10 protein-coding genes are annotated in these 14,480 nt (G+C 63.5%); 4 read left to right on the forward strand and 6 right to left on the reverse strand.

Features of this window, described 5'->3' with window-relative positions:
* Genes arsC through AC3CBN_RS13110 form a run of 4 tightly spaced genes read right to left on the reverse strand, consistent with a single transcriptional unit; the run spans position 1 to position 3,772 of the window.
* Positions 1-348 carry an arsenate reductase (glutaredoxin) gene (gene arsC / locus AC3CBN_RS13095; RefSeq protein ID WP_488633449.1) on the reverse strand — a complete coding sequence of 116 codons (348 nt, stop codon included), beginning with the start codon at positions 346-348 and terminating at the stop codon, positions 1-3.
* Positions 349-362: 14 nt separating this feature from the next.
* The gene (locus AC3CBN_RS13100; RefSeq protein ID WP_488633450.1) at positions 363-1,946 is read right to left on the reverse strand and encodes a pseudouridine synthase; all 1,584 of its coding nucleotides are present in this window, start codon (positions 1,944-1,946) and stop codon (positions 363-365) included.
* Positions 1,943-2,827, reverse strand: a complete 885-nt coding sequence (scpB, locus tag AC3CBN_RS13105) for an SMC-Scp complex subunit ScpB (RefSeq protein ID WP_488633451.1) — start codon at positions 2,825-2,827, stop codon at positions 1,943-1,945. Before scpB ends, AC3CBN_RS13100 begins: the two co-directional genes overlap by 4 nt.
* A gap of 36 nt (positions 2,828-2,863) precedes the next feature.
* Positions 2,864-3,772 carry a segregation and condensation protein A gene (locus AC3CBN_RS13110; RefSeq protein ID WP_488633452.1) on the reverse strand — a complete coding sequence of 303 codons (909 nt, stop codon included), beginning with the start codon at positions 3,770-3,772 and terminating at the stop codon, positions 2,864-2,866.
* Positions 3,773-4,242: 470 nt separating this feature from the next.
* Here AC3CBN_RS13110 and AC3CBN_RS13115 point away from each other — a divergent pair, with 470 nt between their 5' ends.
* On the forward strand, positions 4,243-5,418 hold the full coding sequence (locus AC3CBN_RS13115; RefSeq protein WP_488633453.1) for a DNA polymerase IV: 1,176 nt from the start codon (positions 4,243-4,245) through the stop codon (positions 5,416-5,418).
* Between the two features lie 97 nt (positions 5,419-5,515).
* The gene (locus AC3CBN_RS13120; protein ID WP_488633454.1) at positions 5,516-5,887 is read left to right on the forward strand and encodes a PilZ domain-containing protein; all 372 of its coding nucleotides are present in this window, start codon (positions 5,516-5,518) and stop codon (positions 5,885-5,887) included.
* A 67-nt stretch (positions 5,888-5,954) separates the two neighbouring features.
* Here AC3CBN_RS13120 and AC3CBN_RS13125 read toward each other — a convergent pair whose 3' ends face one another.
* Positions 5,955-7,643, reverse strand: a complete 1,689-nt coding sequence (locus AC3CBN_RS13125; RefSeq protein WP_488633455.1) for a long-chain-fatty-acid--CoA ligase — start codon at positions 7,641-7,643, stop codon at positions 5,955-5,957.
* A 137-nt stretch (positions 7,644-7,780) separates the two neighbouring features.
* Between AC3CBN_RS13125 and AC3CBN_RS13130 the strand changes: the two genes are divergently transcribed.
* On the forward strand, positions 7,781-8,215 hold the full coding sequence (locus AC3CBN_RS13130; protein WP_488633456.1) for a hypothetical protein: 435 nt from the start codon (positions 7,781-7,783) through the stop codon (positions 8,213-8,215).
* Positions 8,216-8,375: 160 nt separating this feature from the next.
* On the opposite strand, the gene acnA is transcribed toward AC3CBN_RS13130, so the two are convergent.
* The gene (acnA, locus tag AC3CBN_RS13135) at positions 8,376-11,129 is read right to left on the reverse strand and encodes an aconitate hydratase AcnA (RefSeq protein ID WP_488633457.1); all 2,754 of its coding nucleotides are present in this window, start codon (positions 11,127-11,129) and stop codon (positions 8,376-8,378) included.
* 533 nt (positions 11,130-11,662) lie between these two features.
* Here acnA and AC3CBN_RS13140 point away from each other — a divergent pair.
* Positions 11,663-14,254, forward strand: coding sequence for a bifunctional aconitate hydratase 2/2-methylisocitrate dehydratase (locus AC3CBN_RS13140; RefSeq protein WP_488633458.1), 2,592 nt, complete (start codon positions 11,663-11,665; stop codon positions 14,252-14,254).
* Positions 14,255-14,480: the final 226 nt, after the last annotated feature.

Here is a 14,480-nt window from a genome sequence, read left to right on the forward strand (position 1 = left end):
TTACAAAATAGACAACACCGCTTCGGGCGGCCTTCCAATCGCCGCCTTGCCATGGGCAACCACGATCGGCCGCTCGATCAACCGCGGATGGCTCACCATCGCCGCTATCAGCGTGGTGTCATCAAGCGTGGGGTTATCCAAGCCAAGTTCGGCGTATTCCGGTTCACCCTTGCGCATCAGCTCGCGCGGCATCATGCCGAGCATGTCCAGCAACTGCGCCAGTTCGACAGCACTGGGCGGCGTGTCGAGATAGTTGACGACGTCGCAGGCGATGCCGCGCGCTTCCAGCAAATCCAGTGTGGCGCGCGACTTCGAACAGCGGTTGTTGTGGTAGATGCGTGCCGTCATGGGCGGGCGCTGATTCAGCGATTGCCCTGACGATTGCCGCCGCGGCCACCGCCGCCGCCACCACCGCCGCCACCGCCGTGCGGACGACCACCACCACCGTGGCCCTGCGGACGACCACCGCCGCCACCGCCACCGCCCTGGGGGCGATTTCCGCCTCGGCCCTGCGGACGACCGGCACCGCCCTGGCCGCCTTGGCCGCCCGGTCGACCGGCACCGCTCTGGCTGCCCTGGCCGCCCGGACGACCGGCTCCGCCCTGGCCACCCGGACGACCGCCGGGTTTGCCACCACGATTACCGCCCGCGCTTCCGCCGCCGAGACCGCCATAGGGACTGCCGCTGCGACCTTCGGACGAACGGGCGCCAAACGGCTTGCCGCCGCCTTCGCCGCCGCGTGCACCGAACGGCTTCGCACCGCCACCCGGGCCGCGACGATTGCCGGCACCAGCCGCACCACCGCGTGCGCCACCCTCACGGGTTTCGCCAGCGAACCAGGTGCGCACCGACGGCAACTCCTGGCCCGGAGCTACGCCGCGCTTGCCCTTGCGCGGCATGACATTGCCGGAGCGCTCGGGGCGCGCGACGTTGCCGTCCACTTCCTTGCCGCCCGGGCGACGACGCTGCTTGCCGCGTGCGGGTTCTTCACGAATACGGTCGTACGCGCGCAGCTCGCGTGCCTCGTCCTGGTAACCGGCGCTGTAGCCACCGGTGGCGCCGCTGGTAGGGCGATACTCGGTGACATTGCGCGGGGCGCGGCGCTGGTGCAGCACGGGGCTGAGGGTGAGCACCGGTTGCGGTGCGCCCAGGCCGGTGGTCTTGCGCAGATCCTTCACGGCTTCCTCGCCCAGCGTTTCGCAGTCACCGCGGCGCAGTGCGCGCGGCAATTCCACGCTGCCATAGCGGATGCGCTTGAGGCGGCTCACCAGAAAGCCCTGCGAGTCCCACAGACGGCGCACTTCACGGTTGCGGCCTTCGCGGATCACCACGCGGAACCAGCTATGGCTTCCGCCGCGACTGATGATGGCGATCTCATCGAAACGGGCTGGGCCGTCTTCCAGCTCCACACCCGCCTTGAGCTTCTCGATCATTTCATCGGGCACTTCACCGTGCACGCGGCACAGGTACTCGCGTTCCAGCCCACTCTTGGGATGCATCAGCGCGTTGGCCAGCTCACCGTCGGTGGTGAGCAGCAAAAGACCGGTGGTGTTGATGTCCAGACGACCCACGGCAACCCAGCGCGCACCCTTCAGGCGCGGCAGCTGTTCGAATACGGTGGGACGGCCTTCGGGATCTTCACGGGTGGTCACCACGCCTTCGGGCTTGTGATAGACCAGCACTTCGGTTTCGTCGCGGTTATCGGTGGCGACGACAAACTGCTTGCCGTCGAGCACCACGCGGTCGCCAGCATGCACGCTGGCACCGATGGTGGCAGGCGTGCCATTGAGCTCGACCTCGCCGGCCTGGATGCGTTGTTCAAGCATGCGGCGCGAGCCCAGGCCGGCATTCGCCAGCACCTTGTGCAGACGCTCTTCCAGCGCAGGGGCGGTTTCATCGCGCGGGGTGCGCTTAAGGGTCAATACGGATTTTTGCGGCGCAGTCATGCGCGGTACTCCTCAGTGTCTTGCGTGGCGTCGCCTTTGTCGGCGTCCGCGCGGGTCGCTGCCTCATCGGCAGTGTCAGTCGGGGCTTGGGCGTGCTTGGCATCGCCGGCTTCTGTGGTGGCGACTTCCATCGCCACGGGTTGTTCGTCGGCAGGCGCTTCGATGACGGCGGGCTCGTTGGCCTCGCTTTCTTCGCTTGCCTCAGGCGTTTCGCCTGGGGTGAATTCGTCGGTGACGGCCTCGGCTTCCTCGCCGGCCACCACCAGGATTTCGTTCTCTTCGTCCGGATCAATCGGCAGGTCGCGTATCACACGGGCGGGCAGCGGTTCCGGCGCGATGCTCATCTGTGGGTCTTCCATGTCCCGGATTTCCGACAGCGGCGGCAGTTCATCGAGCGACTTCAGGTTGAAATAGTCGAGGAACGCGCGGGTGGTACCAAACAGCGCGGGCTTGCCCGGCACGTCGCGGTAACCCACCACGCGGATCCACTCGCGTTCCTCCATCGTCTTGATGATGTTGGAGGACACGACCACACCGCGGATCTGCTCGATCTCGGGGCGGGTGATCGGCTGGCGGTAGGCGATCAGCGCCAGCGTTTCGAGCAGGGCGCGCGAGTAGCGGCTGGGCTTCTCCGTCCACATCCGCGAGATCCACGGATGCACGTCCTGCTTCACCTGGTAGCGAAAACCCGAGCCCACTTCGCGCAATTCCACGCCGCGGCCGGTGCAATCCTCGGCCAGCGCTTCGAGCGTCTTCGCCACTTCTTCGCGGCCTACCGTGTCCTCTTCGCCGAACAGTTCCAGCAGTTGAGGGACGGTCATCGGCTGGGTAGATGCCAGCAGCGCCGCCTCGATGATGGGTTTGAGTTGTTCGATCTGCATGGCCTCAAGTCGGATGAGGATGAAATGGGACGCCGCTTACTCGGCGGCAGCAGTCCGCTCGTCGGCGGTCGGTTCTTCGACGGGCTCTTCGGCATGTCCAGCCTTCGCCCTTACATAAATCGGTGACAGTGGTTCTTCCTGCACGATCTCCACCAGCATTTCCTTGGCCAGCTCCAGCATGGCCAGGAAGGTCACCACCACGCCCAGGCGTCCTTCGCTTACATCGAACAGCGTCTCGAAGCGCTGGAAACTCTGGTCGCTCAACCGGCTCAGCAGTTCGCCCATGCGCTGGCGTACGCTGAGTGCCTCGCGCCTGATCGCGTGGTGCCCGAACAGCTCGGCACGGTGCATCACGTCCTTAAGCGCCAGCAACAGCTCCTTGAGATCGAGCGGCGGCGGCAACTTGATGACGTTGCGCTCGCCCACGTCGGCATGAGCTGGTGCCATGTCGCGTTCCATGCGGGGTAGGGCATCGATATCAGCCGCCGCCCGCTTGAAGCGTTCGTACTCCTGCAGCCGGCGGATCAGTTCGGCGCGAGGGTCCTCCTCCACACCTTCCTCGGCTGGCGGCCGTGGCAACAACAACCGCGACTTGATCTCGGCGAGGATGGCGGCCATCAGCAGGTACTCTGCCGCCAGTTCCAGGCGCATCACATCGCGCATCATTTCGATGTAATCCATGTACTGCCGGGTGATCTCGGCGACAGGGATGTCCAGAATGTCCAGGTTTTGCCGACGGATCAGGTACAGCAACAGGTCAAGCGGCCCTTCGAATGCTTCGAGGATCACCTCGAGTGCATCCGGTGGGATGTACAGGTCTTGCGGCATCTGCAACAACGGTTCGCCGCGCACGATGGCCAGCGGCATTTCCTGCTGTTGCGGTACCGACGCAAACGCGTCCTGCGGTGCTGTAACCGGCTGAGGCTCGACTGGCTCAGTGCTCATCAATACATGTCGTTTGGCCGTCCACGACGGCTTGCGTTGCATTCAACACGTTAGGAAAGGTTCTGTCCCACCGGCATCCGCTTGGCGAATGTCCCCGCCCGGATCCCGCCCACTGGCTGGCGACCCGTTGAAGCTAACTTGCGCAATGCCTAGCCGGTGCGCCTTGCGTCACCGTCACGGGCATGCATGATGAAATCGCGCGTTTGGCGTTTCGATCAGGCTGGCCGTGAGCGACCCTTGAGCGTCTCCGGGTGGCTTTGGACCACAATAAAGACGCAAGCCACAACGTGACGTAACCCGCGTCACTGGCTCTTCAATCGGTCGGCTGAGTGCATTGGGATGGGTGCCGTAGCGGTCGATCCTGGTCGATCGTGCGCGCACCCTAGGACCCACGCATGACCAAGATTAGCCGTTGAAAGCCGGTAAGTCCAGTACACCGACCAATTCGTCTGACGGCAGAATAGTCGACCATGAAATCCGAAGAACGCTCGATCATCCACGTTGATATGGACGCCTTCTACGCGTCCGTGGAGCAGCTCGACCGGCCCGAGCTGCGCGGCGTCCCGCTGATCGTCGGCGGCCTGGGGCCGCGTGGCGTCGTGTCCACTTGCAGTTACGAGGCGCGGCGGTTCGGCGTCCGCTCGGCTATGCCCACCGCCCAGGCACGCAGGTTATGCCCCGACGGCGTATACGTCTGGCCGCGCATGGCGCGCTATGAAGAACTTTCGACGCAAGTATTCGAGATATTTCACGAAGTGACGCCCCTGGTGGAAGGGCTGTCGCTCGACGAAGCCTTCCTTGACGTGACCGCCAGCCTGCGACTGCTGGGGTCGATCGAAGTCATCGGCCGGCGCGTCAAGGATGCGATCCGCGAGCGCACGCAGCTGGTGGCTTCGGTGGGCATGGGACCGAACAAATTGCTGGCCAAGCTGGCCAGCGAGCTGTCCAAGCCGGACGGCTTTCATCGCATCTGCGCGAAAAATGCGGCGCTCGAGCTGGCGCCTTTGCCGGTGGGACGTTTGTGGACGGTGGGCAAGGTCACCGAGCAGGCGCTGAACCGGCTGGGCATACGTACCATCGGCGAATTGGCAGCATGTGACACGGCGCGTCTTGCGGGTGCGCTGGGGCGTCAGGTTGGCGCCATGCAAGCGCTGGCGCGTGGTGAAGATGATCGTTGCGTGGAGCCCGACCAGGCCGAACAATCCATGGGTGCCGAGCACACCTTTGATACCGACCTGGCCGAACGGACGCTGGCGGAATCGTGGTTGCTGCGGCATTGCGAGCGGATCGCGGCACGCGCACGTAAGCGTGGCCTCATGGGTCGAACGGTGACGGTGAAACTGCGCGAGCCGCCTTTTGTTACCCATACGCGTCAGGCACGATTGCGTGCCCCCAGCGCATCGGCCAGTGAGATTTATGAGGTGGCACGAGGCTTGCTTCAGGCCTGGTGGCAGGCGCAAAAGCATCCGCGCCTGCGCTTGCTCGGCGTCAGCCTGTCGGGTTTCGAAGAACGGAGTCAGCAGGATCTGTTCGAAGCGGCGCCGGAAGGGCGCGCGCCCGATCAGGTGCAAGACAGGATCAATTCGAAGTTCGGTTCGGGAAGCCTGGTGCGCGCTGGTGTATTGCGTACGCGCAAGCAGGATTGAAGTTGGACGGGGGCACTCCACATCAAGGCGATGAGGCGGTGCTTTCAGGAAGAAGCAGTCGGCGCGTGGCGCGTTCGGCACGGGGAGATCAGGCAGGATGAGCAAAGCGGAAGACAACGCCAGGAACGGCTCCGACCCGGAGCAGTTGCGACCGGCGCGCATGCGGATCGAGACCACGGTACTGATGAGCCGTGTCGGCGAGTCGCATCCCACCGAGCTGGTGGACATTTCCGCGACAGGGGTTCTGCTGCGCCGGCCGCTGGGCTGGCATGGCGAGCTGGGCCAGAGCTGGATCCTGGACATGATCTTTGGCCATGACCTGCACATTCACCTGGAGGCACAGGTGGCGCGCATCTCCGACCGACATCTCGGCTTTGCCTACACTCGCATCCCGGAAGACAAGCAGGTGCCGTTGTGGAACCTGCTGGGTGGCTATGCCGACATTCTGGAACTGTGGCACGACGAATAGTCGGCCGCAGCGCACCAACGAAAACGCCCGCCTTTCGGCGGGCGTCTTGTTATGCGGGAGGCGGACATCAGCCGTGTGTGGCGGCGGCTTTCGTCTCGTCGCGCAGTTCGCGGCGAAGGATCTTGCCCACGTTGCTCTTGGGTAGCGAATCGCGGAACTCGATGATCTTTGGGCGCTTGTAGCCAGTGAGGTTGTCGTGGCAGAACTTCTTGAGTTCCTCCACCGTCAGGTTCGGGTCCTTGCGCACCACGAACAGCTTTACCACTTCGCCCGAATGCTCGTCGGGGATGCCGACCGCGGCCACTTCGGCCACGCCCGGATGTTGCATCACCACGTCCTCGACTTCGTTCGGATACACGTTGAAGCCAGACACCAGGATCATGTCCTTCTTGCGATCGACGATATAGAAGTAACCGTTCTCGTCCATGCGCGCGATGTCGCCAGTGTGCAGCCAGCCATCGGACCCAAGTACCTTGTCGGTTTCGTCAGGCCGCTGCCAGTAACCCTTCATCACCTGCGGGCCGTGCACCATCAGTTCGCCCACTTCGCCCTGCGGCAACGGCTGGCCTTCTTCGGACCAGATGGCGACATCGGTGGAAGGGATGGGTAGGCCAATCGAGGCGTTGTAGTCTTTCAGGTCCAGCGGATTGATGCATGCGGCCGGCGAGGTTTCGGTGAGGCCATAGGCCTCGACCAGCGTGCAACCGGTGACCTTCTTCCAGCGCTCGGCGACGGCGCGTTGCACCGCCATGCCGCCGCCCAGGCTCAGGTGCAGCCGCGAGAAATCCAGGTCCGCGAAGCCCGGCGTATTGAGCAAGCCGTTGAACAGCGTGTTGACGCCGGTGAGGGCTGTGAACTGGGACTGCTTGAGCTCCTTGACGAAGCCGGGCATGTCGCGCGGGTTGGTGATCAGCCAGTTCAGGCCGCCCAGGCGCATGAACACCATGCCGTTCGCGGTGAGCGAAAAGATGTGGTACAGCGGCAGGGCGGTAATGATCACCTCTTCGCCGGGCTTGGCATTGGCGCCGATCCAGGCGCCGGCCTGCATCATGTTGGCGACCATGTTGCCGTGCGTGAGCATCGCGCCCTTGGCCACGCCGGTGGTGCCACCGGTGTACTGCAGGAAGGCGATGTCGTCGTGGCTCAGCTGCACCTTGGGCATGGGATGCGGTGCGCCCTGCGAAAGCGCTTCGCTGAAACGCACCGCGTGCGGCAGCTCATACGGTGGCACCATCTTCTTGACGTGCTTGAGTACGAAGTTGATCACCATGCCCTTGGCGCCCAGCAAGTCGCCGATGCCGGTGGTGATGATGTGCTTCACCTCGGTCTCTGCCACCACTTGCTGCAACGTGGCGGCGAAGTTGTCCAGTACCACGATGGCCTTGGCGCCTGCGTCCTCAAGCTGGTGCTTGAGTTCGCGGGCGGTGTACATCGGATTGGTGTTGACCACCACCATGCCTGCGCGTAGCGCGCCGAACAATGCGATGGGGTACTGCAGCACGTTGGGCATCATGATCGCGACGCGATCGCCCTTGTTGAGCTTGAGTACGCCAGTGAGATAGCCGGCGAACTGGCGGCTCAACTCATCGATCTGGCCGTAGCTGAGTTTCTTGCCGAAGCTGGCAAACGCAGGGCGCTGACGGAAGCGCTCGAACGCTTCTTCCACGACCGCGGCCACCGAGGCGTACTGATTGACATCGATCTGCGCCGGAACGCCTTCAGGGTAGTGGGCCAGCCACGGACGCTCGTTGCTCATGTTTGATCCAAAGCTCCTGTATGTATCGGCCCGTTGGTGATGCTGGCACGGGTAGGGCAAGATGATGACGCGGCATTGGAGCATACGCTCGCGTATAGCGGCAAGCCGCGCTGCAGCGCGATTTCCGGATGCCGTTGATGCAAAAACTGCTTATTTATCCATTGCTTTGGTGCATGCTGACGATCGGTGTCGCTGGCTGTCATCGCACGCCCGACGAAAGTAGGGTGCGGCAGGGCATCGAGACGGCGGGACACGCTGCCGAACACGCCGATGCGTCGTCGCTGGGTGACGTGCTCAGCGACGACTTCGATGGCAATACCGGCACGATGGATCGGCGCCAACTGCTTGGCCTGCTGCGCGCCGCGGCGTTTCGTGGCGAGACGATCCACGCATTGACTGGCCCGGTGGATGTTGAGCTGCGCGGCGATCGCTATGTGGCCCGCTTCACCGTGACGCTCACGAGTGGGGGCAAGCTGTTCCCGGGGCAGATGGGCGTGTATCAGGTGGAAACGGCGTGGCGGAAGGACGGGCGCGAGTGGCGTTGCTATTCGGCGACCTGGACGCCTGTGTAACGACAGGCAACGCCGTTGTAGGAGCGCACCCTGTGTGCGACCGCTGCGCATCGGCGTCACCGCTGCGTGGGTTTGTCGCGCAGAGGGTGCGCTCCTACAAGAAAAGAAAATGCCGCCTGGTGGGGCGGCATTCTCCTTCAGCTTATCGATCATCTGCGGCTCAGGCTGCCGTCTTCTTTCCTGCCAGCTGGCGCAGCACGTATTGCAGGATGCCGCCGTGGCGGAAGAACTCACGCTCCTTCGGCGTGAGCAGCAGCACCTTCACGGTGAACTCCTTCTTGCTGCCATCCGCAGCAGTGGAAGTGACTTTGGCCGTCTTCGATTCGCCGCCGTCGAGACCCGTGATGTCGAACGTCTCCTTGCCGGTCAGGCCCAGCGACTGCGCGTTCTGCCCATCCAGGAACTGACACGGCAGCACGCCCATACCAACAAGGTTGGAACGATGGATGCGCTCGAAGCTCTCGGCGATCACAGCCTTCACGCCCAGCAACAGCGTGCCTTTGGCTGCCCAGTCGCGTGACGAACCCGTGCCGTATTCCTTGCCGGCCAGCACCACCAGCGGGGTCTTCTCCGCCTTGTACTTCATGGCGGCATCGTAGATGGCCAACTGCTCGCCCGAGGGAACGTGCAGCGTGTAGCCGCCTTCGACGTTATTGAGCATCAGGTTCTTGATGCGAATATTGGCGAAGGTGCCACGTACCATCACGTCGTCGTTGCCGCGGCGCGAACCGTAGGAGTTGAAGTCCTTCGGGTCCACGCCCTTGGATATCAGGAAGCGGCCCGCGGGGCTGTCCTTCTTGATCGAGCCGGCCGGCGAGATGTGGTCGGTGGTGATGGAATCGCCGAACAGTCCGAGTACGCGCGCGCCGTGGATATCCTCGATGGTGCCCGGCTCCGCACTCATGCCGTCGAAGTAGGGCGGGTTCTTGATATAGGTGGAATCACTCCACTTGTAGACGGCGCCATCCGGTGAGGCGATGGTGTTCCAGCGGCTGTCGCCCTTGAACACGTCGGCATAGTTCTTGGTGAACATTTGCGGATTGATCGCGCCGGCGATGGTGTCGGAGATCTCCTTGTTGGACGGCCAGATGTCCTTTAGATAAACCGGCTTGCCATCACTGCCGGTGCCGAGCGCGTCCTTGGTGAGGTCGATATCGAGCGTGCCGGCCAGTGCGTAGGCAACCACCAGCGGCGGAGAGGCCAGGTAGTTCATCTTCACTTCCGGATGCACGCGGCCTTCGAAGTTGCGATTGCCCGACAGCACCGATGCCACGGCGAGGTCACCCTCGGCAATGCCCTTGCTGATTTCCGTCGGCAACGGGCCGGAGTTACCGATGCAGGTCGTGCAGCCGTAGCCGACGATGTAGAAGCCGACCTTTTCCAGCTCCTTCAGTAAGCCGGTCTTTTCCAGATAGTCAGTGACCACCAGTGAGCCAGGACCGATCGAGGTCTTCACCCATGGCTGTGCCTTGAGGCCCTTGGCAGCGGCCTTCTTGGCCACCAGGCCCGCGCCCAGCATCACCGCCGGATTGGAGGTATTGGTGCAGGACGTGATCGCGGCGATCACCACCGCGCCGTCGCCAAGCTTGAAGCTTTCGCCGTCCTTGACCACGCGCACGCCGCCGTTGGTGATGTCGTTTGCGGGGTTGCCGATGGCCGTGGCACCGCCCTCGTTGGCGAAGTTGGCGGTCTCGACGTTTTTCGGCTTGCGATTGGCAGTGAGCGGGCCCACAGCATCTTCGAAACTCTTCTGCACGCCTTCCAGCAGCACGCGGTCCTGCGGACGCTTGGGGCCGGCAAGCGAGGGCCTCACGTCAGCCAGGTCCAGTTCCAGCGTGGTGGTGAAGCGCGGCTCCACCGATTTTTCGTCATGCCACAGGCCCTGTGCCTTGGCGTAGGTTTCCACCAGGGTGATCTGTGCTTCATCGCGACCTGAGAGGCGCATGTAGTTCAACGCTTCCTGGTCGACCGGGAAGATGCCGCAGGTAGCGCCGTATTCCGGCGCCATGTTGGCGATGGTGGCGCGGTCGGCCAACGGCAGGTGCTTGAGGCCGTCGCCGAAGAACTCCACGAACTTGCCCACCACGCCGAGCTTGCGCAGCATCTGGGTGACGGTGAGCACGAGATCCGTCGCGGTCACGCCTTCGGACAGCTTGCCCTTGAGCTTGAAGCCCACCACTTGCGGAATCAGCATTGACGAAGGCTGACCCAGCATGGCCGCCTCAGCCTCGATACCACCCACGCCCCAGCCCAGCACGCCGATGCCATTGATCATGGTGGTGTGCGAGTCAGTACCAAACACGGTGTCGGGATACGCCCACGGCTCGCCGTCCTTCGTGGCCGTGAACACCACGCGCGCGAGATGCTCCAGGTTCACCTGATGCACGATGCCGGTGCGCGGCGGTACCACCTTGAAGTTGTTGAAGGCCTTCTGGCCCCAGCGCAGGAACGAATAGCGCTCCTGGTTACGCTGGAATTCGATCTCGACGTTTTGCTCAAGCGCCGATGCCGAGCCGTAGACATCCACCTGCACGGAGTGGTCGATCACCAGCTCGGCTGGGGCCAGCGGATTGATCTGATCGGCGTTGCCGCCCAGTTTCACCACGGCGTCGCGCATGGCGGCCAAGTCGACCACGCAGGGCACGCCGGTGAAATCCTGCAGCACCACGCGGGCGGGCATGAAGGCGATCTCGGTATCGGGTTCGGCCTTGGCGTTCCAGTTGGCGATCGCCTCGATTTCCTTGGCGGTGACGTTGAGGCCGTCCTCGTGGCGCAACAGGTTTTCCAGCAGGATCTTCAGCGAATAGGGCAGGGTCTTGAGGTCGAAGCGCTGGCCGAGCTTGGTCAGGCTGGCGATCTGGTATGGGCTGCCGTTGACAGTGAGGGTGTCGCGGGTGGCGAATGAATCCAGCATGGGGCTAACTCCTGTTGCTTTGAGTCGGGCGGACGCACGGGGCGTAGCTGAGCGATCCTACGGCACGGAACGTGAGAGGAATTGCAACGCTGGGGCTTCCAGGATCGTCATTCTGGCGAAAGCCTGAACCCAGTGCCTTGACAGGCAACCTGAGACGCCGGATTCCGGCTCCCACCGGAATGACGGAGCGCAGGTTCCAGTCGTTGCAAGCAACCTTGTCCTCTCCATTCCATGTGTACTGCTGATCAGTTTGGGGCAAAAGCCAGGGCGTGCAAGTTACCCGGTCGGCTATTCCGCCATCGGGTCATTGCAAGATTTCGAACGCTGCCGGAAGCGTTGTCTTGCGTTGCGGCGACTACCTCGCGGCTGGCAAAATAAGCGGTTTATATGCCGCCAAAAAACGGCATGGAGACAAGGTTTTACACCTTGTCGTGCGTTGGTGGCGCCAAGCGGATACGACTTTTGCGAGCGGTTCCGCGACACCTGTACAAACAGGCGCGCTGCTTCTTTCGTAGTTCACCGGACGAGATCACATGCTTAACGCCTACCGCCAACATGTTGCCGAGCGCGCTGCGCTGGGTATCCCGCCGCTGCCGCTGTCGGCCCAGCAGACTGCTGAGCTGATTGAGCTCCTGAAGAACCCGCCCGCTGGCGAGGAAGCCACCCTGGTCGATCTGATCACCCTTCGCGTGCCGGCTGGCGTGGACGATGCGGCCAAGGTCAAGGCGTCCTATCTTGCGGCGGTGGCGTTTGGTACCGAGCAGTGCGCGCTGATCGCCCGCGAGAAGGCCACCGAGCTGCTCGGCACCATGCTGGGCGGCTTCAACATTCATCCGCTGATCGAACTGCTCGATGACGCGCAGGTCGGCACCATCGCCGCCGAGGCGCTGAAGAAAACCCTGCTGATGTTCGACGCCTTCCACGACGTCAAGGACAAGGCTGACAAGGGCAACACCAACGCCAAGGCCGTGCTGCAGAGCTGGGCCGATGCCGAGTGGTTCACCAGCCGCCCGGAAGTGCCCGAGAGCCTGACCATCACCGTGTTCAAGGTGCCGGGCGAGACCAACACCGACGACCTGTCGCCGGCTCCCGATGCCACCACGCGCCCGGATATCCCGCTGCACGCGCTGGCCATGCTCAAGAACAAGCGCGATGGCGCGCCGTTCCAGCCGGAAGAAGACGGCAAGCGCGGTCCGATCGCTTTCATTGAATCGCTGAAGGAAAAGGGTCACCTGGTCGCCTACGTGGGCGACGTGGTCGGCACCGGTTCCAGTCGCAAGTCCGCCACCAACTCGGTGCTGTGGTTCACCGGCGAAGACATCCCCTTCATCCCGAACAAGCGCTTCGGCGGCGTGTGCCTGGGCAGCAAAATCGCCCCGATCTTCTACAACACGATGGAAGACGCCGGCGCGCTGCCGATCGAGCTCGACGTGTCGCAGATGGAGATGGGCGACGTGGTCGAGCTGCGTCCGTATGACGGCAAGGCGTTGAAGAACGGCCAGGTCATCGCCGAGTTCCAGGTGAAGTCCGATGTGCTGTTCGACGAAGTGCGCGCCGGTGGCCGCATTCCGCTGATCGTGGGCCGTGGCCTCACCGCCAAGGCGCGCGAAGCGCTGGGCCTGCCGGTGTCCACCCTGTTCCGTCTGCCGCAGCAGCCGACCGATACGGGCAAGGGCTTCACCCTGGCGCAGAAGATGGTCGGTCGCGCCTGCGGCCTGCCGGAAGGCGAGGGCGTGCGCCCCGGCACCTATTGCGAGCCGAAGATGACCTCGGTGGGTTCGCAGGACACCACCGGCCCGATGACCCGCGACGAGCTGAAGGACCTGGCCTGCCTGGGCTTCTCGGCCGACCTGGTGATGCAGTCGTTCTGCCACACCGCCGCCTACCCGAAGCCGGTGGACGTGAAGACGCACCACACGCTGCCGGAATTCATCAGCACCCGCGGCGGCATCTCGCTGCGTCCGGGCGACGGCGTGATTCACTCCTGGCTCAACCGCATGCTGCTGCCCGACACCGTCGGCACCGGCGGCGACAGCCACACGCGCTTCCCGATCGGCATCTCGTTCCCGGCCGGCTCCGGCCTGGTGGCCTTTGCGGCTGCTACCGGCGTGATGCCGCTGGACATGCCCGAGTCGGTGCTGGTGCGCTTCAAGGGCGAGCTGCAGCCGGGCGTCACCCTGCGTGACTTGGTCAATGCGATCCCGCTGTACGCGATCAAGAGCGGCCTGCTGACGGTCGCCAAGCAGGGCAAGAAGAACATCTTCTCCGGCCGCATCCTGGAAATCGAAGGTCTGCCGAACCTCAAGGTGGAGCAGGCGTTCGAGCTGTCCGATGCTTCCGCCGAGCGTTCGGCGGCTGGCTGCACGGTGCATCTCGACAAGGCACCGATCATCGAATACATCACCAGCAACATCACGCTGCTGAAAGTCATGATCGCGCAGGGTTACAAGGATCCGCGCAGCCTGCAGCGTCGCATCAAGGCGATGGAAGCGTGGCTTGCCGATCCGAAGCTGCTGGATCGCGATGCCGACGCCGAATACGCCGCGGTGATCGAGATCGACCTGGCCGACGTGCATGAGCCCATCGTGGCCTGCCCGAACGACCCGGACGACGTGAAGACACTCAGCGATGTGGCCGGCGCTGCCATCGACGAAGTGTTCATCGGTTCGTGCATGACCAACATCGGCCACTTCCGTGCTGCGTCCAAGCTGCTGGAAGGCAAGCGTGACATCCCGACCAAGCTGTGGGTCGCCCCACCGACCAAGATGGATCAGCAGCAGCTGACCGAGGAAGGCCACTACGGTGTGCTCGGCACTGCCGGCGCCCGCATGGAAATGCCGGGTTGCTCGCTATGCATGGGCAACCAGGCGCAGGTGCGCGAGGGCGCCACGGTGTTCTCCACGTCCACCCGCAACTTCCCCAACCGTCTGGGCAAGAACTCCAACGTGTACCTGGGTTCGGCCGAGCTGGCCGCGATCTGCTCGCGTCTGGGTCGCATCCCGACCAAGGTGGAGTACATGACGGACATCGGCGTGATCAACGCCAATGGCGACAAGATCTACAAGTACATGAACTTCGACCAGATCGCCGACTACCAGGAGGTGGCCGACACGGTCACTGCCTGAAGGCGGTAAGTCACCTCACGGTGACAAGGGAAGGGCGGCGCAAGCCGCCCTTTTTCTGTGCGGGTTTCGCGCAATCCGTATCCCAGCTCGTCATTCCCGCGAACGCGGGAATCCAGTGTCTTTGGACGAGCGGTCAGTGACCATGTCCTGGCGAGTCGCTGGATTCCCGCTTGACCAGCCTGCCGCTGTTGAAAAGCGCCTCGCTGGAATGACGGCCGAGCGGGGC

This window comes from Dyella sp. OK584, assembly GCF_057787755.1.